Annotated in this window: 21 protein-coding genes and 1 riboswitch; of the genes, 13 read left to right on the top strand and 8 right to left on the bottom strand. The window is 73.0% G+C overall.

Going from position 1 to position 20,237, the window contains the following annotated elements:
- Positions 1-127 precede the first annotated feature (127 nt).
- Positions 128-991, bottom strand: coding sequence for a hypothetical protein (locus tag ACWGH0_RS25220; RefSeq protein ID WP_453406520.1), 864 nt, complete (start codon positions 989-991; stop codon positions 128-130).
- Between the two features lie 127 nt (positions 992-1,118).
- Here ACWGH0_RS25220 and ACWGH0_RS25215 point away from each other — a divergent pair, with 127 nt between their 5' ends.
- Positions 1,119-1,397: a hypothetical protein gene (locus ACWGH0_RS25215; protein ID WP_453406503.1), complete on the top strand. Its 279-nt coding sequence runs from the start codon at positions 1,119-1,121 to the stop codon at positions 1,395-1,397.
- Between the two features lie 37 nt (positions 1,398-1,434).
- Positions 1,435-2,631, top strand: a complete 1,197-nt coding sequence (locus ACWGH0_RS25210) for a glutathionylspermidine synthase family protein (protein ID WP_453406502.1) — start codon at positions 1,435-1,437, stop codon at positions 2,629-2,631.
- 87 nt (positions 2,632-2,718) lie between these two features.
- On the opposite strand, the gene rocD is transcribed toward ACWGH0_RS25210, so the two are convergent.
- On the bottom strand, positions 2,719-3,924 hold the full coding sequence (rocD, locus tag ACWGH0_RS25205) for an ornithine--oxo-acid transaminase (protein WP_453406501.1): 1,206 nt from the start codon (positions 3,922-3,924) through the stop codon (positions 2,719-2,721).
- Between the two features lie 120 nt (positions 3,925-4,044).
- Positions 4,045-4,135, top strand: a riboswitch (ZMP/ZTP riboswitch).
- Positions 4,136-4,173: 38 nt separating this feature from the next.
- On the opposite strand from rocD, the gene ACWGH0_RS25200 reads away from it, so the two are divergent.
- The 3 genes from ACWGH0_RS25200 to ACWGH0_RS25190 all read left to right on the top strand — a co-directional run bounded on the left by ACWGH0_RS25200 (position 4,174) and on the right by ACWGH0_RS25190 (position 7,619).
- A complete protein-coding gene (locus tag ACWGH0_RS25200; RefSeq protein WP_453406500.1) occupies positions 4,174-5,445 on the top strand; it encodes a serine hydroxymethyltransferase in 1,272 nt (423 codons plus the stop codon).
- Positions 5,446-5,881: 436 nt separating this feature from the next.
- Complete coding sequence (gene trpS, locus ACWGH0_RS25195) at positions 5,882-6,895, top strand: tryptophan--tRNA ligase (protein ID WP_453406499.1); 1,014 nt, start codon at positions 5,882-5,884, stop codon at positions 6,893-6,895.
- Between the two features lie 130 nt (positions 6,896-7,025).
- Positions 7,026-7,619: a 2'-5' RNA ligase family protein gene (locus ACWGH0_RS25190; protein ID WP_453406498.1), complete on the top strand. Its 594-nt coding sequence runs from the start codon at positions 7,026-7,028 to the stop codon at positions 7,617-7,619.
- A gap of 107 nt (positions 7,620-7,726) precedes the next feature.
- Here the strand turns inward: ACWGH0_RS25190 and ACWGH0_RS25185 are convergent, their stop codons facing one another.
- Together ACWGH0_RS25185 and ACWGH0_RS25180 are read right to left on the bottom strand one after the other, a co-directional pair.
- Positions 7,727-8,482, bottom strand: a complete 756-nt coding sequence (locus tag ACWGH0_RS25185; protein ID WP_453406497.1) for a decaprenylphospho-beta-D-erythro-pentofuranosid-2-ulose 2-reductase — start codon at positions 8,480-8,482, stop codon at positions 7,727-7,729.
- A 44-nt stretch (positions 8,483-8,526) separates the two neighbouring features.
- Entirely contained in the window at positions 8,527-9,894 is a 1,368-nt protein-coding gene (locus tag ACWGH0_RS25180) for an FAD-binding protein (RefSeq protein WP_453406496.1), read from the bottom strand.
- A gap of 183 nt (positions 9,895-10,077) precedes the next feature.
- On the opposite strand from ACWGH0_RS25180, the gene ACWGH0_RS25175 reads away from it, so the two are divergent.
- From ACWGH0_RS25175 to ACWGH0_RS25160, 4 genes are read left to right on the top strand one after another with little or no spacing between them, the layout of a single operon-like run.
- Entirely contained in the window at positions 10,078-10,683 is a 606-nt protein-coding gene (locus ACWGH0_RS25175) for a phosphatase PAP2 family protein (RefSeq protein ID WP_453406495.1), read from the top strand.
- Positions 10,676-11,809, top strand: coding sequence for a decaprenyl-phosphate phosphoribosyltransferase (locus ACWGH0_RS25170; protein ID WP_453406494.1), 1,134 nt, complete (start codon positions 10,676-10,678; stop codon positions 11,807-11,809). Before ACWGH0_RS25175 ends, ACWGH0_RS25170 begins: the two co-directional genes overlap by 8 nt.
- A 14-nt stretch (positions 11,810-11,823) precedes the next feature.
- Positions 11,824-12,267, top strand: a complete 444-nt coding sequence (locus ACWGH0_RS25165; protein WP_453406493.1) for a GtrA family protein — start codon at positions 11,824-11,826, stop codon at positions 12,265-12,267.
- Complete coding sequence (locus tag ACWGH0_RS25160; protein WP_453406492.1) at positions 12,255-13,331, top strand: YihY/virulence factor BrkB family protein; 1,077 nt, start codon at positions 12,255-12,257, stop codon at positions 13,329-13,331. Before ACWGH0_RS25165 ends, ACWGH0_RS25160 begins: the two co-directional genes overlap by 13 nt.
- On the opposite strand, the gene ACWGH0_RS25155 is transcribed toward ACWGH0_RS25160, so the two are convergent.
- Positions 13,279-14,760, bottom strand: coding sequence for a D-alanyl-D-alanine carboxypeptidase (locus tag ACWGH0_RS25155; RefSeq protein ID WP_453406491.1), 1,482 nt, complete (start codon positions 14,758-14,760; stop codon positions 13,279-13,281). The genes ACWGH0_RS25160 and ACWGH0_RS25155 overlap by 53 nt on opposite strands.
- Between ACWGH0_RS25155 and ACWGH0_RS25150 the strand changes: the two genes are divergently transcribed.
- Together ACWGH0_RS25150 and ACWGH0_RS25145 are read left to right on the top strand one after the other, a co-directional pair.
- Positions 14,699-14,950: an SCO4848 family membrane protein gene (locus tag ACWGH0_RS25150; protein ID WP_453406490.1), complete on the top strand. Its 252-nt coding sequence runs from the start codon at positions 14,699-14,701 to the stop codon at positions 14,948-14,950. The two genes, ACWGH0_RS25155 and ACWGH0_RS25150, sit on opposite strands and share 62 nt — an antisense overlap.
- Positions 14,951-14,952: 2 nt before the next feature.
- Positions 14,953-16,380: a metallophosphoesterase gene (locus ACWGH0_RS25145; RefSeq protein WP_453406489.1), complete on the top strand. Its 1,428-nt coding sequence runs from the start codon at positions 14,953-14,955 to the stop codon at positions 16,378-16,380.
- Between the two features lie 51 nt (positions 16,381-16,431).
- Here ACWGH0_RS25145 and ACWGH0_RS25140 read toward each other — a convergent pair whose 3' ends face one another.
- Genes ACWGH0_RS25140 through ACWGH0_RS25130 form a run of 3 tightly spaced genes read right to left on the bottom strand, consistent with a single transcriptional unit; the run spans position 16,432 to position 17,983 of the window.
- Positions 16,432-17,136, bottom strand: a complete 705-nt coding sequence (locus ACWGH0_RS25140; protein WP_453406488.1) for a TetR family transcriptional regulator — start codon at positions 17,134-17,136, stop codon at positions 16,432-16,434.
- Positions 17,137-17,147: 11 nt separating this feature from the next.
- The gene (locus ACWGH0_RS25135) at positions 17,148-17,567 is read right to left on the bottom strand and encodes a thiol-disulfide oxidoreductase DCC family protein (RefSeq protein ID WP_453406487.1); all 420 of its coding nucleotides are present in this window, start codon (positions 17,565-17,567) and stop codon (positions 17,148-17,150) included.
- Between the two features lie 5 nt (positions 17,568-17,572).
- Complete coding sequence (locus tag ACWGH0_RS25130) at positions 17,573-17,983, bottom strand: hypothetical protein (protein WP_453406486.1); 411 nt, start codon at positions 17,981-17,983, stop codon at positions 17,573-17,575.
- A gap of 163 nt (positions 17,984-18,146) precedes the next feature.
- Here ACWGH0_RS25130 and ACWGH0_RS25125 point away from each other — a divergent pair, with 163 nt between their 5' ends.
- Both ACWGH0_RS25125 and ACWGH0_RS25120 read left to right on the top strand, forming a co-directional pair.
- Positions 18,147-18,635 (top strand): MarR family winged helix-turn-helix transcriptional regulator, encoded by a 489-nt coding sequence (locus tag ACWGH0_RS25125; RefSeq protein WP_453406485.1) that lies wholly within the window; start codon positions 18,147-18,149, stop codon positions 18,633-18,635.
- Positions 18,636-18,720: 85 nt separating this feature from the next.
- Positions 18,721-20,217 carry an MFS transporter gene (locus tag ACWGH0_RS25120; protein ID WP_453406484.1) on the top strand — a complete coding sequence of 499 codons (1,497 nt, stop codon included), beginning with the start codon at positions 18,721-18,723 and terminating at the stop codon, positions 20,215-20,217.
- Positions 20,218-20,237: the final 20 nt, after the last annotated feature.

Below are 20,237 nucleotides of genomic sequence, written 5' to 3'. Positions count from 1 at the left end.
CCGGCCGGACGGGGGAGGCCGACCGGGGCTCGTACGCGGGCGGGCCCGCCGGCCGCCTTACGGCAGCGCGTCCCTTCCCACGTAAAGATGAACGATAAACCATCCGAAAGAGTTCCCGTTGCGGGGCTCAGTCGGGCACGGAGGAGGCGGGCGGCGGCTCGTCCGCCACGAGCTCGGCGGCCGCCTCCCCGAACCGGGCCAGGGCCAGGGCGCCCGCCACCGCCACCGCGAAGCCCACGGCCGCCGGCACCGCCAGGCCCTCCCGCGTGCGGTCGCCGAGCCACACCACACCCACCACGGCGGGCCCGATCGTCTCGCCGATCACCATCCCCGCCGTCGCCGTGGTCACCGAGCCGCGCTGGAACGCCGACGTCAGGAGGAGGAACGCCGTACCGCCGGCAAGCAGCAGCGCGTACACGGCCGGATTGGTCACCAGCGCCGACGGCGCCAGGTCGTCGATCAGCCGCACCGAGACCGACACCACCCCGAAGCCCGTGCCCGCGCCGAACCCGAGCACCAGGGCGCGGGCCCGGCCCGGCAGGCGGCCCGCCACCGCGCCGGCGAGCAGCACGGCGAAGGCGACGCCGAGCAGGGCGTACGGCAGGGCGGGCGGGCCGTCGCTGCCGCCCTCGGCGCCGACGGAGAGCCCGATCATCGCCAGCCCCGCGCAGACCACCGCCACCGCCGCCCACTCCAGGCCCCGGAGGCGGACGCTCAGGACGCGCGCGGCGACGACCGCCGTCACGGCGAGGCTCGCGGCCTGCGACGCCTCCACGGCGTAGATGGGGATCGTGAGCAGCGCGACGATCTGCAGCGCGAAGCTCAGGCCGTCGAGCGCGAGGCCCACGAGGTAGCGCCACTGGCGCATGGCGCGCAGTTGCAGCGTCACGTCGACGCCGCTGCCGGTGCCCGGCTGCGCGGCGCGGGCCGCGACGGCCTGGAGTACGGAAGCCGTACCGATGCAGACCGCCGAAGCGAGCGCGCAGATCATCCCGAGAAGCACAAAACCGACTCTAGAGGGGCGGTGATCGCGTACCCGGTTCCGGCGGCGGCGGCGGGCCCTCTAGTCTGTCGGACGGTTCTGAGATCTGTTCGCACGACGGGGGAGTGGCCGGGACATGGCGGTTGGACGACGCAGGCTGAGGTCGGGCACGGTGCTGCTCGGCGGCATGGGCGTCCTCGCGGCGACCCTCACCGCGTGCGGGTCGGAACCGGACCGGCGGTGCGCGGACCGGGTCACCAAGGAAGTGCTCCCCGAGCGCGAGTGCGACGTGAACGGCACCGGCAGGTACTACTACGGCGGCCGCGTCAGCGACGGCAAGGTCAGCGACGGCAGCTTCGACAAGTCCGCGGTCGACCGGGGCGGCTTCGGCTCCTCCGGCTCCGGCGGCGGCTGACAGGGCCTCCGGGCCCGGGCACGCAGGCACGCAACCGATGAAGCGACACACGATCGAACCCCGCCCCGGCTGGCAGCGGACCGTCGAGGAGCAGGGCCTCGTCTACCCGCTGACCCGCTTCCCGGACGGGTCGCTGCGCCCGTACTGGGACGAGAGCGCGTACTACGTGTTCTCCCTCCCCGAGGTCGAGGCGATGGAGGAGGTCGTCGAGGAACTGCACGCCATGTGCCTGGCGGCCGCCGCGCACATCGTCGAGCACGACCGCTTCGCCGACCTCGGCATCACGGACCCGCGGCTGGCCTCGCGCGTCGCCGACTCGTGGCGAAGGCGCGCCGAACTCCCCTCGATCTACGGGCGGTTCGACCTCCGGTACGACGGCACGGGCCCCGCCAAGATGCTGGAGTACAACGCCGACACGCCCACCTCGCTGGTGGAGGCGGCCAGTCCGCAGTGGTTCTGGATGGAGGAGCGCTTCCCCGGCGCCGACCAGTGGAACTCCTTGCACGAGCGGCTCGTCGACGCGTGGAAGCACCAGGCGCACCTCCTGCCGCCCGGTCCGCTGCACTTCGTCCACTCGGACGGCGACGAGCTCGGCGAGGACCTGATGACGGTCGCCTACCTGCGCGAGACCGCGCAGCAGGCGGGATTGGAGACCGAGGCGCTCTCCGTCGAGCAGATCGGCTGGGACCGGCTCTCCGGCCGCTTCGTCGACGGCCGCCTGCGCTTCATCCGCGGCTGCTTCAAGCTCTACCCCTGGGAATGGCTGACGACCGACCGCTTCGGCCCGCACGTCGTGAACACTCTCGACAACGGCGGCGGCACCGGCACCACGATGTGGATCGAGCCGGCCTGGAAGATGCTGCTCTCCAACAAGGCGCTGCTGGCGATCCTCTGGGAGCTCTACCCCGGCCACCCGAACCTGCTCGCCGCCTACCTCGACGGCCCGCGTGAACTCGCGGCTCCCGGCGGCCCCGGTTACGTCGCCAAGCCCTTGCTCGGCCGCGAGGGCGCCGGCGTCACGGTGCACGCGCCGGGAGGGGCGCCGGGCGCCTCCGCCGAGGAGGGACCGGGCTTCTGCTACCAGGAGCTGGCGCCGCTGCCGGACTTCGACGGCAACCGCGTGGTACTCGGCGCGTGGGTCGTCGAGAACGAGGCGGCGGGCCTCGGCATCCGGGAGTCCTCGGGCCTCGTCACGGACGAGTACGCCCGCTTCCTGCCCCACGTCATCCTCTGACCGCCCGTACCGAAAGACCGCCCGCGCCCGCTGTCCGCCGTGGCACCACCACGGCGGACACCGGAGCGCTCCGGCGGCCCCGCCGCCCTAGCCGGCCAGTACCGCGCCCAGCTGGTCGAGGCCCCAGTCCAGGTCCTCCTTGCTGATCACCAGCGGCGGCGCGATCCGGATCGTCGAGCCGTGCGTGTCCTTCACCAGGACGCCCCGGTCCATCAGCTTCTCCGAGATCTCCCGGCCCGTTCCGCGCGACGGCGTGATGTCGACGCCCGCCCACAGCCCGCGCCCGCGCACCGCCTCGACCGCGCCGCCGCCCACCATCAGGCCCAGCTGCTGGTGGAGGTGGTCGCCGAGCTCGGCGGCGCGCTGCTGGAACTCGCCGGTGCGCAGCATCGCGACGACCTCGAGACCCACGGCGCAGGCCAGCGGGTTCCCGCCGAACGTCGAACCGTGCTCGCCCGGCCCGTACACCCCCAGCACCTCGGCCGACGACACGACGGCGGACACCGGCACGACACCGCCGCCGAGCGCCTTGCCCAGGACGTACATGTCGGGGACGACCCCCTCGTGCTCGCACGCGAACGTCCGGCCCGTGCGGCCGAGGCCCGACTGGATCTCGTCGGCGACGAACAGCACGTTCCGCTCGCGGGTCAACTCCCGCACGCCCGCCAGGTATCCGGCCGGCGGCACCAGGACGCCCGCCTCGCCCTGGATCGGTTCGAGCAGGACGGCCACGGTGTTGTCGGTCATCGCCGCGTCGAGCGCCGTCAGGTCGCCGTACGGAACGATCTCGAACCCGGGCGTGTACGGGCCGAAGTCGGCGCGGGCCTCGTGGTCCGTGGAGAAGCTGACGACGGTCGTCGTACGGCCGTGGAAGTTGTTCGCCGCGACGATGATCTTCGCCGTGCCGTCGAGCACGCCCTTGACCTTGTAGCCCCACTTGCGGGCCGTCTTCACCGCCGTCTCCACGGCCTCGGCGCCGGTGTTCATCGGCAGCACCATGTCCATGCCGCACAGGTCGGCGAGCTGGGCGCAGAAGTCGGCGAACCGGTCGTGGTGGAAGGCCCGGGAGGTCAGCGTCACCCTGTCGAGCTGCGCCTTGGCGGCCTCGACGAGCCGGCGGTTGCCGTGGCCGAAGTTGAGCGCGGAGTACCCGGCGAGCATGTCGAGGTAGCGGCGGCCCTCGATGTCGGTCATCCAGGCGCCGTCCGCCGACGAGACGACGATGGGGAGCGGATGGTAGTTGTGCGCGCTGTGAGCCTCCGCTGAGGCGATGGCGGCTTGGGTGGTCGACACGGGTTCTCCGATCGTCGCAACAAATCCGTCCGGCGAGGGGCGGGTCACCCGCCCCTTTCTATCGTCGCTCGCATGCCGGACGAAGAAACCATGCGCGACGGTGCGGCCGCTAGGGTGTGGCGTACGCACGGCGACTGGCGTACGCGGAACGGACCGCGGGGAAGCCGTACGGGAACATCAGCACGAGGTGCCGCCCGCCTGGGCACCCCGGGACCACGAACGGACACCGACCGTCGCCCCGGAGGACGCATGACGCTCCCGCTCAGCCACCCCGCCCTGTCCGCCACGGACCCCGAACTCGCCGCGCTCGTCGGCGCCGAGGAACTGCTCCAGGCCGACACCCTGCGCCTGATCCCCAGCGAGAACTACGTCTCGCAGGCGGTTCTCGAAGCCTCCGGCACCGTGCTCCAGAACAAGTACAGCGAGGGCTACGCGGGCCGGCGCTACTACGAGGGCCAGCAGAACATCGACCAGGTCGAGCGGCTCGCCACCGACCGCGCCAAGGCCCTGTTCGGCGTCGAGCACGCCAACGTCCAGCCCTACTCCGGCTCGCCCGCCAACCTCGCCGTCTACCTCGCCTTCGCCGAGCCCGGCGACACGGTGATGGGCATGGCCCTGCCGATGGGCGGCCACCTCACCCACGGGTGGGGCGTCTCGGCCACCGGCAGGTGGTTCCGCGGCGTCCAGTACGGCGTACGCCACGACACCGGGCTCATCGACTTCGACGAGGTGCGCGACCTCGCGCTCAAGGAGCGCCCGAAGCTGATCTTCTGCGGGGGCACCGCGCTCCCCCGGACCATCGACTTCGCGGCCTTCGCGGAGATCGCCCGGGAGGCCGGCGCGGTCCTGGTCGCGGACGTCGCCCACATCGCCGGACTGATCGCGGGCGGCGCGCACCCGTCGCCGGTCCCGCACGCCGACGTCGTCTCCACCACCACCCACAAGACCCTGCGCGGTCCGCGCGGCGCGATGCTCATGTCCCGCGAGGAGCACGCCAAGGCCATCGACAAGGCCGTCTTCCCCGGCCTCCAGGGCGGTCCCCACAACCAGACCACGGCCGCCATCGCGGTCGCCCTGCACGAGGCGGCCCAGCCCGCCTTCCGCGACTACGCGCACGCGGTCGTCGCCAACGCCCGCGCGCTGGCCGAGGCGCTGCTCGCCCGGGGCTTCGAGCTGGTCTCGGGCGGCACCGACAACCACCTGATCCTGATGGACCTCACGCCCAAGGACGTGCCCGGCAAGGTGGCGGCGAAGGCCCTCGACCGGGCCGGCATCGTCGTCAACTACAACACCGTCCCGTACGACCCGAGGAAGCCGTTCGACCCCTCCGGCATCCGTATCGGCACGCCGTCCCTCACCTCGCGCGGACTCACCGCCGACCACATGCCGGCCGTCGCCGAGTGGATCGACCGGGGCGTCACCGCCGCCCGCACCGGCGACGAGGAGGCACTCGCCGTGATCCGTGCCGAGGTCGCCGACCTCATGGCCGCCTTCCCGGCGCCGGGCCTGCCGACGGACTGACGGGACGGGCCGGCGCGAGGTCCCGCGCCCGGCGCACGGGGCGCGGGGCCGACGTCCCGGCACGCGCGGGGAGGCGCCCGGCGGCCCGCCGGGCGCCCTGTGTTTCTCGTCTCATTCGCGACAATACGCAGCAAGCGGGCACGGAAGGCCGGGCCGTCCCCCGACCACCCCCGGGCCCGGTACGCCGCGGCAGCCCGCCCGCGCCGGGTCTCCCGCCTCCGCCGCAGCTCCGAGGGGGCGCACCGGCCCCGCGGGCGCTCGCCGTGCGGGCGCGCACCGGTCGCCCGTACGCCGCACACCTCGCGGCCCGCACGCGCGCGAGCGGCGCGGCGGCGTCGACGCCGCCGCGGCTTCCCGCCCGGATCGCCTCCCGCGTCCTCACCCTCTTGACGCACCGGAGAGCCGAGCCGGGTTCGGCACCTGAGAGAATGAGTCCATGGCCTCTGATCGTCCTCGCGTGCTCTCCGGCATCCAGCCCACCGCAGGCTCGTTCCACCTCGGCAACTACCTTGGCGCCGTACGCCAGTGGGTCGCCCTGCAGGAATCCCACGACGCCTTCTACATGGTCGTCGACCTGCATGCGATCACGGTCCCGCAGGACCCCGCGGGGCTGCGCGCCAACACCCGGCTCGCCGCGGCCCAGCTGCTGGCCGCCGGTCTCGACCCGGACCGCTGCACGCTCTTCGTCCAGAGCCACGTGCCCGAGCACGCCCAGCTCGGCTGGGTCATGAACTGCCTCACCGGCTTCGGCGAGGCGTCGCGGATGACGCAGTTCAAGGACAAGTCCGCCAAGCAGGGCTCCGACCGCGCCACCGTCGGCCTCTTCACTTACCCGATCCTCCAGGTCGCGGACATCCTGCTCTACCAGGCCAACGAGGTCCCGGTCGGCGAGGACCAGCGCCAGCACATCGAGCTGACCCGCGACCTCGCGGAGCGCTTCAACGGCCGCTTCGGCGACACGTTCACCGTCCCGTCGCCGTACATCCTCAAGGAGACGGCGAAGATCTTCGATCTCCAGGAGCCGGGGATCAAGATGAGCAAGTCGGCGTCGACGCCGAAGGGCCTCATCAACCTGCTCGACGAGCCCAAGGTCACCGCCAAGAAGATCAAGAGCGCGGTCACGGACACGGACACCGTGATCCGCTACGACGCGGTGGAGAAGCCGGGCGTCAGCAACCTCCTGACCATCTACTCCACGCTCACCGGCGAGACCGTCGCCGAGCTGGAGAAGAGGTACGAGGGCAAGATGTACGGCGCGCTCAAGACGGACCTCGCCGAGGTCGTCGTGGACTTCGTCACGCCATTCCGCACCCGCACGCAGGAATACCTGGACGACCCGGAGACGCTGGACTCGATCCTGGCCAAGGGCGCGGAGAAGGCCCGTACGGTCGCCGCCGAGACCCTCGCGCAGACCTACGAGAAGGTCGGTCTGCTGCCCGCCAAGCACTGAGCACGGGGCGCGGGGCCGGAAGTCCGGACCAAGGACTCTGGTCACGAGGGCTCCGCGACCGCCACACTGCACACTGGCAGGACACACACAGGCGCCGCACAGGACGCACCGGACGACGGAGGAGAACGACGTGGGGACCGTAACGCTCGGCGTTTCGATCGCGGTCCCGGAGCCGTACGGCAGCCTGCTCCAGGAGCGGCGCGTGAGCTTCGGGGATCCCGCCGCGCACGGCATCCCCACGCATGTCACCCTCCTCCCGCCGACCGAGGTCGACGCGGAGGTGCTGCCGGCCGTCGAGACGCACCTCGCGCAGGTCGCGGCGTCCGGGCGCTCCTTCCCGATGCGGCTGTCCGGCACGGGGACGTTCCGTCCGCTGTCCCCCGTCGTCTTCGTGCAGGTCGTCGAGGGCGCGGCGGCCTGCTCCTGGCTCCAGAAGCGGGTCAGGGACGCGTCCGGGCCGCTGGTGCGTGAGCTCCAGTTCCCGTACCACCCGCACGTGACGGTCGCCCACGGCATCTCCGAGGAGGGGATGGACCGGGCGTACGAGGAGCTGGCCGACTACGAGGCCCAGTGGGCGTGCGCCGGGTTCGCGCTGTACGAGCAGGGCGCCGACGGGGTGTGGCGCAAACTCCGTGAGTACGCGTTCGGGGGCGGGGCGGCGGGCGTCGTACCGGCCCAGAACTCACCGGTCGACCAGCCCGCGGCCCCCTCCCTGCGCTCCTGACCCCTGCCGGGTCCCGTCCCTGACCGGCAGCCGCCGAAGCGGCGGGGACCCCTGACGGGTCCCGCTCGGACCGGCGCGCCGAAGCAGCGAGACCCCGCCCGGCCCGCTCAGACCGGCAGACGCCGGAACAGCGGGCGCGGCAGGTGCCGCAGCGCGGTCATCACCGCGCGGAGCGTCCCCGGCACCCACACCGTCTCCGAGCGCCGCCGCAGCCCCACCTCGATCGCCGTGGCCACCGCCTCCGGCGTGGTGGCCAGCGGGGCCTCGGGCAGGCCCGCCGTCATCTTCGAGCGGACGAAGCCGGGGCGTACGACCATCACGTGCACGCCCGTCCCGTGCAGCGCGTCGCCGAGGCCCTGCGCGAAGGCGTCGAGGCCGGCCTTGCTCGACCCGTAGATGAAGTTCGCCCGACGGGCCCGCTCGCCCGCCACCGACGAGAGCACGACCAGGGAGCCGTGGCCCTGGCCCTGGAGCGCCTTCGCGCAGATCAGGCCGGCCGACACCGCGCCCGTGTAGTTCGTCTGCGCGACCCGGACCGCCGACAGCGGCTGCTCCTCGTCGTGCGCCTGGTCGCCGAGCACACCGAAGGCCAGCAGGACCATGTCGATGTCGCCCTCGGTGAAGACCTTGCCGAGCTTCTCCTCGTGCGCCACGGGATCCAGCGCGTCGAAGGCGACGGTACGCACCTCTGCCCCCAGCGCCCGCAGCCCGGCGGCGGCCGTTTCGAGCGAGGGGGAGGGGCGGCCGGCCAGCCACACCGTACGGGTGCGCCGGGCGATCAGGCGACGGGCCGTCGCGAGCCCGATCTCGGACGTGCCGCCGAGGACGAGCAGGGACTGGGGGGTGCCGAAGGCGTCCTTCATTGATGCGCTCCTGGGGGCTGGACCGCGACGGCCGCGGCCGTCGGTCAGAGGGACAGGCGGCGGGAGAGGTCCGACGTGAAGACGCCGCCCGGGTCGAGGTCGGCGCGCAGCGCCCGGAACTCGGGCAGCCGCGGATACATCGCGGCGAGCAGTTCCGGCCGCAGCCGGGAGTCCTTCGCCAGGTAGACGCGGCCGCCGGCCGCGACGACCTCCTCGTCGAGCTCGTCGAGGAACGCGCCGAGCCCGGGCAGGCCGGCCGGGATGTCCAGCGCGAGGGTCCAGCCGGCCACCGGGAACGACAGCCAGCCCGGATCGCCGTCGCCGAACCGCTTGAGCACGGCCAGGAACGACGGGCAGCCCCGCCGCGAGATGCGGCCGACGATCCGGTGCAGGGCCTCCTCCTGTCCGTACCCGACGGCGAACTGGTACTGGACGAAGCCGCCGCGCCCGTAGATCCGGTTCCAGTGCGGGACCCCGTCCAGCGGGTGGAAGAAGGCCGACAGCTTCTGGAGTTCGCCGGTCCGGGCGCGGGGCGCCCTGCGGTACCAGAGCGTGTTGAACAGCCCCACGGACGTTCGGCCGAGCAGTCCCTCCGGTACGAAGCCGGGTGCGGCCGGCAGCCTGCCCGGCCGGAACGCGAGCGGCTCCCGGCGGGCGCGCGCCGGGAGCGCGTCCAGGGGTGCGTGCTCTCCCCGGGTGAGTACGGAGCGCCCCATGGCCGCGCCGCGCGCGAGCAGGTCGATCCAGGCGACCGAGTAGCGGTAGCGGTGGTCGGTGGCGGTGAGACGGGCCATCAGGTCGTCCAGGTCGGCGGCCCGTTCGGTGTCGACGCTCATCAACGAGGTCTGCACCGGGTGCAGCCGGACGGTCGCCGAGAGGATGACGCCGGTCAGGCCCATGCCGCCCGCCGTGGCGTCGAAGAGGTCCGTGCCGGCGGGCACGGTGCGCACCTCGCCGTCGGCGGTGAGCAGTTCGAGCGAGAGGACGTGGCGGGAGAACGATCCCGAGCCGTGGTGGTTCTTGCCGTGGATGTCGGCGCCGATCGCGCCGCCCACGGTCACGTACCGCGTCCCGGGGGTCACCGGCACGAACCAGCCGAGCGGCAGCAGCACTTCCATCAGCCGGTGCAGGCTCACGCCCGCGTCGCACTCCACGACGCCGGTCCTGGCGTCGATGGCGCGGATGCGGTCGAGGCCGGTCATGTCGAGCACGGAGCCGCCCGCGTTCTGCGCCGCGTCGCCGTACGCCCGGCCGAGCCCGCGCGCGATGCCGCCGCGCGCTCCGTGCGCCGCGCAGTCGAGGACCGCCGCCGCGGCCTCCTCGTACGAGCGCGGCCGGACCACGCGGGCGGCGGTGGTCGGGGCGGTGCGGCCCCAACCGGTCACTTCCACAGGGGCGGTGTCGACAGGCATGGCAAGGACCGTATCGCCCCTAAACATCCGGATCACGTAAATCGCCTGTTGTGCTGGGCGAACGGGTGATTGGTGGTGTGTCGCAGGCAATTAACATGACTAGTCTGCTTAATCCGAGCAGCGTTGCCCCTTGCCTGCGCCCGGCCGACTGGCCGGGCCGCCGCCAAGGAAGAGGGGTGACAGATGCGAGAGGTTGATCGCCGTCTGCTGTCGGCCATGCGGGACTGCGGCACGGACCCCCGTGTGGCGGCCGCCGCCCGGGGGCTCTCGTGGTGCGGCGAGCACGGCGCCGTGTGGATCGCGGCCGGTCTGATCGGCGCGGGGGCCGACCACCGGCGGCGCCGCGGCTGGCTGCGGGGTACGGCGCTGGTCTGCGCGGCGCACCTCGCCAGCATGGCCGTCAAGCCGGCCGTACGCCGCGCCCGCCCCCGGCTCGCCGCGCTGGAGCCGCTGGTGAGCACCGCCGGGCGGCACTCGTTCCCCAGCTCGCACGCGGCGTCCGCCGCCGCCGCGGCGGTGGCCTTCGGGGCGCTGCGCCCGGCCGGCCGCCGGCTCGTGCCGCCACTGGCCGCCGCGGTGTGCGTCTCCCGGCTGGTGGCCGGGGTCCACTACCCGACGGACGTGCTGGCCGGAGCCCTGCTGGGCGGAATCACCGCGGGCCTCGGCGCGGCCTGGATGGCGGAGCCGGCGGCGGCCGCCGCCCCCGCTCCCACCGCCGCGTCGCGGGCCGCCGCCCCCGTGGGAGGCGTGGCCCCGGCCGTGGCCCGAGGAGGCGCCGCCCATGCCTGAGCGCAGCAGCAGTCCCACCAGCACCCACCACCCCACCCAGCACGGGCGCAGCCCCGGCACGCACGGCCCCGCCCGGCACGCCCCCGGCCCGCACGCCCCCGGCCCGCACGGCCCCGCTCCCCGCGGCCCCCGCCCGACCGGCACGCGCACCGCCAACGCCCCGGCCGGCGCCCCCACTCCCGTCATCGGCCAGCCCCGCCGCGCCGCGCCGCCGAGAGCGCCGGGCCGGCGGCCGCTCAGCCTGCCCGCCGGGCTGCTGCGCACCGCGCGCCCCCGCCAGTGGGTCAAGAACGTACTGGTCCTCGCCGCACCGGCCGCCGCCGGCGAGCTGGCCTCCTCGCGCGCCGTCGCCCAACTCGCCCTCGTCTTCGTGCTGTTCACCGCCGCCGCGTCGGCCGTCTACCTGGTCAACGACGCCCGCGACGCGGCCGCCGACCGCGCGCACCCGGTCAAGTGCCGCCGCCCCGTGGCCGCCGGACAGGTCCCGGTGCCGGTGGCGTACGCGGCCGGGGCGCTCCTCGCCTTCTTCGCGGCCGTCTTCGCGGCGCTGCTCTGCAACCCGATGACGGCCGCGCTCCTGACGGCGTACGTCGTCATGCAGCTCGCGTACTGCGTGTGGCTGAAACACGTCCTGGTCGTGGATCTCGTCGTCGTCACCACCGGCTTCCTCATGCGCGCCATGATCGGCGGTGTCGCGCTGGACATCCCCCTCTCCCGCTGGTTCCTGATCACCGCCGGCTTCGGCGCGCTCTTCATGGTCGCGGCCAAGCGCTACTCCGAGGCCGTGCAGATGGCCGCCCGCCCGGGCAAGCGGGGCGCCACCCGCGCCCTCCTCGGGGAGTACACCACCGGCTACCTGCGCTTCGTCTGGCAGCTCGCGGCCGGAGTCGCCGTACTCGGGTACTGCCTGTGGGCGCTGGAGAGCGGCGGCACGGCCAACGGCAGCCTGCTGCCGTGGCGCCAGTTGTCGATGGTCCCGTTCATTCTCTCCGTGCTGCGGTACGCCGTGTTCGCGGATCGGGGGACGGCGGGAGCCCCCGAGGACGTCGTCCTGCGGGACCGGGGGCTGGCCGTCATCGGCCTGGTCTGGGTGGCGATGTACGGGCTCGCGGTGGCCGATCTGTGAGAGGGGCGGCGGGGGTGACCTGGGCCGAACTGCGCGGCTTCGCGCTGGCCGGCGGCTGCGCGTACGCCGTCGACCTCGCGCTGTTCGTCTGGCTGCGCGGCCCGCTCGGCTGGGACCCGCTCACGGCGAAGGCGCTGTCCTTCGTCGCCGGCTGCTCGGTCGCGTACGCCGGAAACGCGTGCGGCACCTACCGGCGGCGGGCGGCGGGGGAGCGGTCGGCGGGCGTACGGGCGACGCTGCGGCGGTACGCCGTCTTCTTCGGCGTCAACGTGGCCGGCGCGGCGGTCCAGTTGCTCTGCGTCGCCGTGTCGCACCACGGACTCGGTCTCACCTCCGTCCGCGCGGACACCGTCTCGGGAGCGGTCGTCGGCATGGCGCTGGCGACGGTGCTGCGCTTCTGGGGGACGCGGACACTGGTTTTCGCCCCGCGGGGTAGGCAGACGTCATGGACTGGCTGAAGAACCTGCCCGTCGTCGGCCCGTTCGCGACCCGGCTGACGTTCACGCACGCCTGGCGTACGTACGAGACGCTCGACCGCGCGCACTGGACCCGGCTGGCCGCCGCCATCACCTTCATCAGCTTCCTCGCGCTGTTCCCGCTGATCACGGTCGCCGCCGCGATCGGCGCGGCCCTGCTCTCCGACGAACAGCTGCGCCGGATGGAGAGCAAGATCGCCGAGCAGGTCCCCGGCATCTCCGGCCAGCTCGACCTGGCGTCCCTCGTGGAGAACGCGGGCACCATCGGCGTGGTCGCCGGAGCCCTGCTGCTCTTCACCGGCATCGGCTGGGTCGGGTCGATGCGCGAGTGCCTGCGGGCGGTCTGGGGCCTGGACGACACCGACGAAGGGAACCCCTTCGTACGCAAGCTCAAGGACGCCGGAGTGCTGGCCGGTCTCGGCCTGATCGGGCTCTCGTCGTGGGCGGCCTCCTCGATCGGCTCGACGGCCGTCGGCTGGACCGCCGAGCGGATCGGCGTCTCCCAGAGCGGCGCGGGCGGCGTGTTCCTTCAGATCGCCGCGCTGGCCCTCGCCGTCGGGGCGGACTTCCTGATCCTGCTGTACGTCCTGACGCTGCTGCCGGGGGTGCACCCGGTGCGGCACCGGCTGATCACCGCGTCGCTCATCGGCGCGGTCGGCTTCGAACTGCTCAAGGTGCTGCTCGGCAGCTACATGAAGGGCGTCGCGGCCAAGAGCATGTACGGGGCGTTCGGCGTCCCCGTCGCCCTGCTGCTGTGGATCAACTTCACGGCGAAGCTGCTGCTGTGCTGCGCGGCCTGGACGGCCACGCGGCACGCCGACGAGCTGCCGCCGGAGGCCGGGGCGGACGGGAACGAGACCCGGACGGACGGCGACGAAACCCGGACGGACGGCGACGAGACCCGGACGGACGACGAGGACCGGCCCCGCGGCACGGACCGTGACGAGCGGCCCGGCGTTGGGGGCGGCCCCCCGCCCCGCCGTTCCGCTCCCCCTACCGGCGCCGGCGGCGAAGGGACAGGCCGGGCAGCGGCCAGCGCCGGTTGACCAGGAGGACCCCGGCGGCCAGTACCACCAGTACGCCGCCGGCGACCGCGAGCGCGGTGCCCACGCCACCGCCGCCGTCGTGTGCCGCGAGCCGCGTCCGCGCGTCCTCGGCGCCGGCCGTGTCACCGGCGACCGCCCCCTTGCCGCTGCCGCCCTTGCCCTGGGCGGCGGGCTTGCCCTGCCCCGTGTCGGCCGACTTCGGCGGCACCAGTTCACCGACCGGCGTGACCTTGCCGGACGCCTCGAAGCCCCAGTCGAGCAGGCGGGCGGCCTCCTTGTAGACGGCGCTGCCCTCACTGGCGGACGGGTTCATGACCGTGACCAGCAGCACCCTGTCACCGCGCTGCGCGACACCCGTGAACGTCGCCCCCGCGTGGGTGGTGTTGCCGTTCTTGACGCCCGCGAGACCCTTGTACGGCTCGACGCCCCAGGCCCCCGTCAGCAGGCGGTTCGTGTTCTGGATCTCGAAGCTCTCGCGCTTCTTCCCCTTCTTCTTCTCACCGGGGAAGGTGGCGGTCGTCGTCGAGCAGTACTCGCGGAAGTCCTTCTTCTGCATGCCGCTGCGGGCGATGAGCGTCAGGTCGTACGCGCTGCTGACCTGCCCCTTGGCGTCGTAGCCGTCGGGCGAGACGACCGTGGTGTCGAGTGCCTGGAGCTCCTCGGCGTGCGCCTGCATGTCCCGGGCGGTCTTGTCCCAGCCGCCGTTCATCTCCGACAGGACGTGCACGGCGTCGTTGCCGGACCTCAGGAACACCCCCAGCCACATGTCGTGGACGGAGTACGTGTGGTCCTCCTTGATGCCGACGAGGCTGCTGCCCGCGCCGACGCCCGCGAGGTCGCTGTCCTTCACCTTGTAGACCTGCGACTTCGACAGACGGGGCAGGACCGTGTCCGCGAAGAGCATCTTCAGGGTGGACGCGGGCGGCAGCCGCCAGTGGGCGTTGTGCGCGGCGAGTACGTCGCCCGACTCGGCGTCGGCGACGATCCACGACCGGCCGCTGACCTCCTTGGGCAGGACCGGCGCCCCCTGACCCAGGCTCACCTGCGTTCCGGGCAGGCCGAGTTGGGCCCCGCCGACCGTCGACATCACCGCGGGTGGCTGTGGCTGCCGGGCGCCCGGCTTGTCGTCCGCGACGGCCGCCTGCGCGGGGAGTGCGGTGAGTACGGGCAGCAACGCGGCGGAGAGGACCGTCAGCGCGGTCCTGTTAACGGCAGACACGAACGTGAACGTACAGGGCGTGTCTGTGGTGGTGGACATGGCGGGGGTGAACCGCCGTGGGCGGAGCCGGGTCGGCCCAGCAGGGGCGCCGGCCCCCGGGTCCGCACCCCGGCGGCGGGCACCGTGGGCAGGCGGCGATACTGGCTCCATGAAGCTCAGCCGCTCCGTCTCCTGGTTCCTGCTCGCCTTCGGGGTGTGGAGCTGGTTCATCTGGGTCACTTTCGTCAAAAATCTGTGGGCGGACGGCAGCGGGCTCGCCTTCGACGACGCGGGTGACCCGACTGCGTACTTCTGGGTGCACCTGCTGCTTGCCGTCACGTCCTTTCTTCTGGGGACGGCGGTCGGGGTGATCGGGTTCCGTGGTGTGCGGGCCCTGCGACGCGAGCGGAGCCAGGGATAACAGTGGTCGTCGTCTTCGTTCTCGTCGCCCTCACGGTCCTCGGCGTGCTGGCCGGGGCGCACTGGTACGTGTGGCGCCGGCTGGTCCGCGACACGACCCTGCCGGGCGGCGCCGCCCGGCGGGCCGGGACGGCGGCGGCGGTGGTGCTGCCGCTGCTGTCGGTCGGAACGGTGGTCGCCTCGCAGGCCCGCGCGCCGTTCGGGGTCCAGCAGGTGCTGGCCTGGCCGGGGTACCTGTGGCTGGCCGTTCTGCTGTACCTGGTGATGGCCCTGGTGGTCGGCGAGGCGGTACGCCCGCTGCTGCGGTGGGCGCTGGGCCGCCGGGACTCCGCGGTGCGCGGTGGTGGTACCTCCGCCGCCGGGCCCGTTCCCGGGGCGCCGGAGCCCGGACCGGCCGCCGGCGCGGACCCGACCCCGCCGCCGCGCGCCACCACCGACATGTCACCCGCGCCCGCCGCCTCCTCCGCCGCGACCGCTTCGGCGTCCGCCCCGGCACCGGCCGCGGGCGACACCGACACCGTGACGGAACCCGCACCGCCCGCGCCCCCTGCGCCCGAGCCCCCCGTCGCGCCCGGCGCGCCGGCCGGTTCCACCGCGTCCGGGGACTTCTCGCGGCGGCTGTTCGTCTCCCGCGTGGTGGGGGCCGGCGCGGCGGTGGCCGCGCTGGGGACCGTGGGGTACGGGACGTACGGAGTGCTGCGCGGCCCGCGGCTCAAGCGGGTCCGGGTGCCGCTGGCGAAACTGCCGCGCGCCGCGCACGGGTTCCGCATCGCCGTCGTCAGCGACGTGCACCTCGGGCCGATCCTCGGACGCGCGCACACGCTGCGGATCGTCGACACGATCAACTCCGCCCAGCCCGACCTGGTCGCGGTCGTCGGTGACCTGGTCGACGGGAGCGTGGCCGACCTCGGCCACGCCGCCGAGCCGCTCGCGGGGATCAAGGCCCGGCACGGCACGTACTTCGTGACCGGGAACCACGAGTACTTCTCCGGCGCCGAGCAGTGGGTCGACCATGTGCGCGAACTGGGCATGAGACCGCTGGAGAACGACCGCGTCGAGATCGCCGGCTTCGACCTCGCCGGGGTCAACGACGTGGCGGGCGAGCGGGAGGGCCAGGGACCCGACTTCGTACGGGCACTGGGGGACCGCGACCGCGCACGCGCGTCGGTGCTGCTCGCGCACCAGCCGATCGTCATCCACGACGCCGTGCGCCACGGAGTGGACCTCCAGCTGTCCGGACACACCCACGGCGGCCAGCTCTGGCCGGGCAACTACCTCGCCGCCCAGGCGAACCCGACCGTCGCCGGCCTGGAACGCTACGGCGACACGCAGTTGTACGTCTCGCGGGGCGCCGGCGCGTGGGGCCCGCCGGTCCGGGTGGGCGCCGAGTCCGACATCACCGTGGTGGAACTGGAGTCCCGCCAGGCGTAGCCGGTACGCGGTCCGGCTCCCCGGCGGGGGGCCGGACGGGGAGCGGCGGTCTCAGCCCGTCCTGCGGGCGGCCGCCGCCTCGGCCATTCCCGGCAGGAAGTCCGTGAACAGCTCGTGCACCTCGCGTACGAGCGGACGCAGCACCCGGAAGCGGGCGAGCACGACCCCGCGTGTGGTGAGGCGGGCGCCGCGGTCGGCGAGGCGGCGGCTGCGCTCCCGGTCGTCCGAGCGGTCGAAGACCCAGTACAGGACAAGTCCCATCTGGGAGAGCCACATCAACTCGGGCAGGATGTCCCGGAGTTCCTCGGGGACCTTGGTCTTCGAGCCGGCGAGCACCTCCCGGTGGACGGCGACGGCCGCCTCGCGGGCGTGCTCCGACTCGGGGGAGAACGGGCTGAGCGGGCTCTCCGGGTCCGCCGCGTTCTTGAAGAACTGGGCCGCGAACTCGTGGTACGGCGCCGCGATGTCCAGCCAGGCCCTCAGCACCCCGGCCATCCGCGCCTCCAGGTCGGTCTCCCGGTCCAGTACGGGCCGGACCGCCGCCTGGTGCTCGGCGGCGATCCGGTCGTAGAAGCCCTGGACCAGGTGTTCCTTGGAACCGAAGTAGTAGTACGCGTTCCCCGTCGAGACCCCCGCCTCCTTGGCGATGGCCCGCATGGTCGTCTTGTCGTAACCGCGTTCCTGGAACAGCCGGAGCGCGGTTTCGAGGATGAGCGTGCGGGTCTGCTCGCTCTTGGGGGCCTTGTCTTCAGTCACGGTGTCCGAGCCTAACCGGGTACGGCGCACCGGTCGTCGCAGGGCACCGGCACACCCGCGCCGACACGGCCGGCCGTCGACACCTCCCGGTATTTGGATGCCGCGAGCATCGTGCCCCGGACGAAGGGGGCGCCCGCCGGGGTGGCGAGCCAGTGGGCCTTGGAGCGGTGGTCGGCCAGCGCCCAGAGGCACACCACCCAGGCGGCGGGCCCGGCGAAGATCTGGCCCTTGTCGCCGATGACCGTGATCTCGCGCAGGGTGCGTTCATGGTCGAGGCGGGGATACCTGCGCCGCGCCTCCACCGAACCGGCGGGGACGAGGTCCAGCGGCACGAGCCGGCGCTGGCGCAGCAGCCAGTTCCGCAGGTGCACGCAGAGGGAGCACTGGGCGTCGTACAGCACGGTCAGCCGGCTCACCGGGAGTCCGCTCATCGTGCTCACGCCCCGGCGGGCGCGGGGGAGGTCCAGCCCTGCGGCGGGACCGGGGGGACCTGCTCGCGTTCCATGACGGAGCGCCGCCGGATCTTGTTGAGGACCCAGACGTTGCCGAGGTGCATGACGCCGAGGACCAGCAGGACGACGCCGATCTTCACCGAGAGTGCCTCGAAGAGCCCCCGGGCGTCCTCGACGGCTTGTGCCGCCTTGAGGTACAGGGTGACGAAACCGAGGTTGACGAGGTAGAAGCCGACCACCAGCAGGTGGTTGACCGCGTCGGCGAGCTTCTCGTCGCCGCGCACGACGCTGGCGATGAAGATGCGCCCGTTGCGGCTGAGGGTGCGCGCGACCCAGACGGTGAGCGCGACGCTGATCAGCAGGTAGACGGCGTAGGCGACAACAGTGAGGTCCATACCCCACCCTTTCTTGAACATGTTCAAAAGGCTGGCAGGAATGAATCTAGACCTCTTTTTGAACATGTTCAAGACGACCGACGGCCCCGCGTCGGAGCGAGGGGGCGGGGATTCGTTTCTTCTGGATAATCCGTAACAGATCGAATTGCTCTACGCTGGCCGGATGACCGCCATGACGCCCGCCCGCACCGAACCGGACCTGTCCTTCCTCCTCGACCACACCAGTCACGTGCTGCGCACCCAGATGTCCGCCGCGCTCGCCGAGATCGGCCTGACGGCCCGTATGCACTGCGTCCTCGTGCACGCCCTCGAAGAGGAGCGCACGCAGATCCAGCTCGCCGAGATCGGCGACATGGACAAGACCACGATGGTGGTGACGGTCGACGCGCTGGAGAAGGCCGGTCTCGCCGAGCGCCGCCCCTCCAGCAAGGACCGGCGGGCGCGGATCGTCGCGGTCACCGAAGAGGGTGCCCGCGTCGCCGCCCGCAGTCAGGAGATCGTCGACCGCGTGCACGAGCAGGCCCTCGCGGCGCTTCCCGACGCGGACCGGGAAGGGCTGCTGCGCGCCCTGAAGCGGCTGGCCGGCGACGGCCTGGCCGTCCCCGCCGAGCACCCGCGCCCCGCCCGCCGGGCGCGCCAGTCCCGGCAGTAGGGCGTAAGCGGTGCCGTAAAAGATAGTCTGCAACAAAACTATCTGCTACGGTCTCTCCTGTCGTCCCAAGGTCAGGAGAGACCGCATGCGCGCCGCATCCGCCCCGCCCCCAGCAGCCCCCCGCTCCCGCCGGCTCGCCCTCGGCGTCATCGCCACCGGCATGCTGATGATCATCCTCGACGGGTCCATCGTGACCGTGGCGATGCCCGCCATCCAGAACGATCTGCGCTTCACCGCCGCCGGCCTCAGCTGGGTCGTCAACGCCTACCTGATCGCGTTCGGGAGCCTGCTCCTGCTGGCGGGCCGGCTCGGCGACCTGATCGGCCGCAAGCGCATGTTCCTGGCCGGAACCGCGGTCTTCACCGCCGCCTCGCTCCTGGCCGGCGCGGCGACCACGCCCGCCGTGCTGATCGCGGCCCGCTTCCTCCAGGGGCTCGGCAGCGCGATGGCCTCCGCCGTGGGCCTGGGCATCCTCGTCACGCTCTACACCGAGCCCGCGGAACGCGCCAGGGCGATCGCCGTCTTCAGCTTCACCGGCGCGGCGGGCGCCTCCCTGGGCCAGGTGCTCGGCGGCGTGCTCACCGACGCACTCGACTGGCACTGGATCTTCTTCATCAACCTGCCGATCGGCGTCGCCGCCCTCGCGGTCGCCGTCGCCGTACTCCCCGCCGACCGCGGTCTGGGCCTGCGGGCCGGGGCCGACGTCATCGGCGCCGTTCTCGTCACGGCCGGGCTGATGCTGGGCATCTACACCGTCGTCAAGGTCGAGGAGTACGGCTGGACCTCCGTGCGCACCATCGGCCTCGGCGCCCTCGCCGCCGTGCTCCTCGCCGCCTTCCTCGTCCGGCAGGCCACCGCGAAGAACCCGCTCGTGCCCTTGCGGATCTTCCGCTCGCGCAGCGTCTCTGCAGCCAACCTCGTGCAGATCCTGATGGTCGCCGCCCTGTTCTCCTTCCAGGTCCTCGTCGCCCTCTACCTCCAGAAGGTGCTCGGTTACGGAGCGGCCGAGACCGGTCTCGCGATGCTTCCGGCGGCCGTGGTGATCGGCGCGGTCTCGCTCGGCGTCTCCGCCCGGCTCAACGCCCGCTTCGGTGAGCGCAACGTCCTGCTGGCGGGCATCGTCCTCCTCGTCGGCGCCCTCGGCCTCCTCACCCGCGTCCCCGTGCGCGCCGACTACGCCGTCGACCTCCTCCCGGTGATGCTGCTCGCCGCGGGTTTCGGCCTCGCGCTGCCGGCGCTGACCACGCTCGGCATGTCCGGGGCGGGCGAGAAGGACGCGGGCCTCGCGTCCGGCCTGTTCAACACGACCCAGCAGATCGGCATGGCCCTGGGCGTCGCGGTCCTGTCCACCCTGGCGGCCTCCCGCACCGAAAGCCTCCTGGCCGGCGGCGGGACCGGGGCCGAGGCCCTGACCGGCGGCTACCGCCTCGCCTTCGCAGTGGGCGCCGGTCTCCTGATCACCGCCTTCGTCGTCGCCGCCACGATGCTGCGCGGCCCCGCCCGCACCGGGGCGGCCGGGGCGGACGACGGCGCCTCCCCGGCCGACCGCCTGCCCAACGCCCCTCACACCGTTAGTGTCTGACCGACCATCACACGAAAGGC

It is taken from the genome of Streptomyces sp. NPDC054887 (genome assembly GCF_053610585.1).
This window is presented reverse-complemented; position numbering and strand designations above follow the sequence as displayed.

Coding starts and splice junctions, on each gene's coding strand:
- ACWGH0_RS25125 (WP_453406485.1), top strand. CDS start 18,147: ATGACCGCCATGACGCCCGCCCGCACCGAACCGGACCTGTCCTTCCTC.
- trpS (WP_453406499.1), top strand. CDS start 5,882: ATGGCCTCTGATCGTCCTCGCGTGCTCTCCGGCATCCAGCCCACCGCA.
- ACWGH0_RS25120 (WP_453406484.1), top strand. CDS start 18,721: ATGCGCGCCGCATCCGCCCCGCCCCCAGCAGCCCCCCGCTCCCGCCGG.
- ACWGH0_RS25175 (WP_453406495.1), top strand. CDS start 10,078: ATGCGAGAGGTTGATCGCCGTCTGCTGTCGGCCATGCGGGACTGCGGC.
- ACWGH0_RS25180 (WP_453406496.1), bottom strand. CDS start 9,894: ATGCCTGTCGACACCGCCCCTGTGGAAGTGACCGGTTGGGGCCGCACC.
- ACWGH0_RS25150 (WP_453406490.1), top strand. CDS start 14,699: ATGAAGCTCAGCCGCTCCGTCTCCTGGTTCCTGCTCGCCTTCGGGGTG.
- ACWGH0_RS25170 (WP_453406494.1), top strand. CDS start 10,676: ATGCCTGAGCGCAGCAGCAGTCCCACCAGCACCCACCACCCCACCCAG.
- ACWGH0_RS25200 (WP_453406500.1), top strand. CDS start 4,174: ATGACGCTCCCGCTCAGCCACCCCGCCCTGTCCGCCACGGACCCCGAA.
- ACWGH0_RS25155 (WP_453406491.1), bottom strand. CDS start 14,760: ATGAACCAGCTCCACACCCCGAAGGCGAGCAGGAACCAGGAGACGGAG.
- ACWGH0_RS25210 (WP_453406502.1), top strand. CDS start 1,435: ATGAAGCGACACACGATCGAACCCCGCCCCGGCTGGCAGCGGACCGTC.
- ACWGH0_RS25220 (WP_453406520.1), bottom strand. CDS start 991: ATGATCTGCGCGCTCGCTTCGGCGGTCTGCATCGGTACGGCTTCCGTA.
- ACWGH0_RS25135 (WP_453406487.1), bottom strand. CDS start 17,567: ATGAGCGGACTCCCGGTGAGCCGGCTGACCGTGCTGTACGACGCCCAG.
- ACWGH0_RS25130 (WP_453406486.1), bottom strand. CDS start 17,983: ATGGACCTCACTGTTGTCGCCTACGCCGTCTACCTGCTGATCAGCGTC.
- ACWGH0_RS25185 (WP_453406497.1), bottom strand. CDS start 8,482: ATGAAGGACGCCTTCGGCACCCCCCAGTCCCTGCTCGTCCTCGGCGGC.
- ACWGH0_RS25160 (WP_453406492.1), top strand. CDS start 12,255: ATGGACTGGCTGAAGAACCTGCCCGTCGTCGGCCCGTTCGCGACCCGG.
- ACWGH0_RS25215 (WP_453406503.1), top strand. CDS start 1,119: ATGGCGGTTGGACGACGCAGGCTGAGGTCGGGCACGGTGCTGCTCGGC.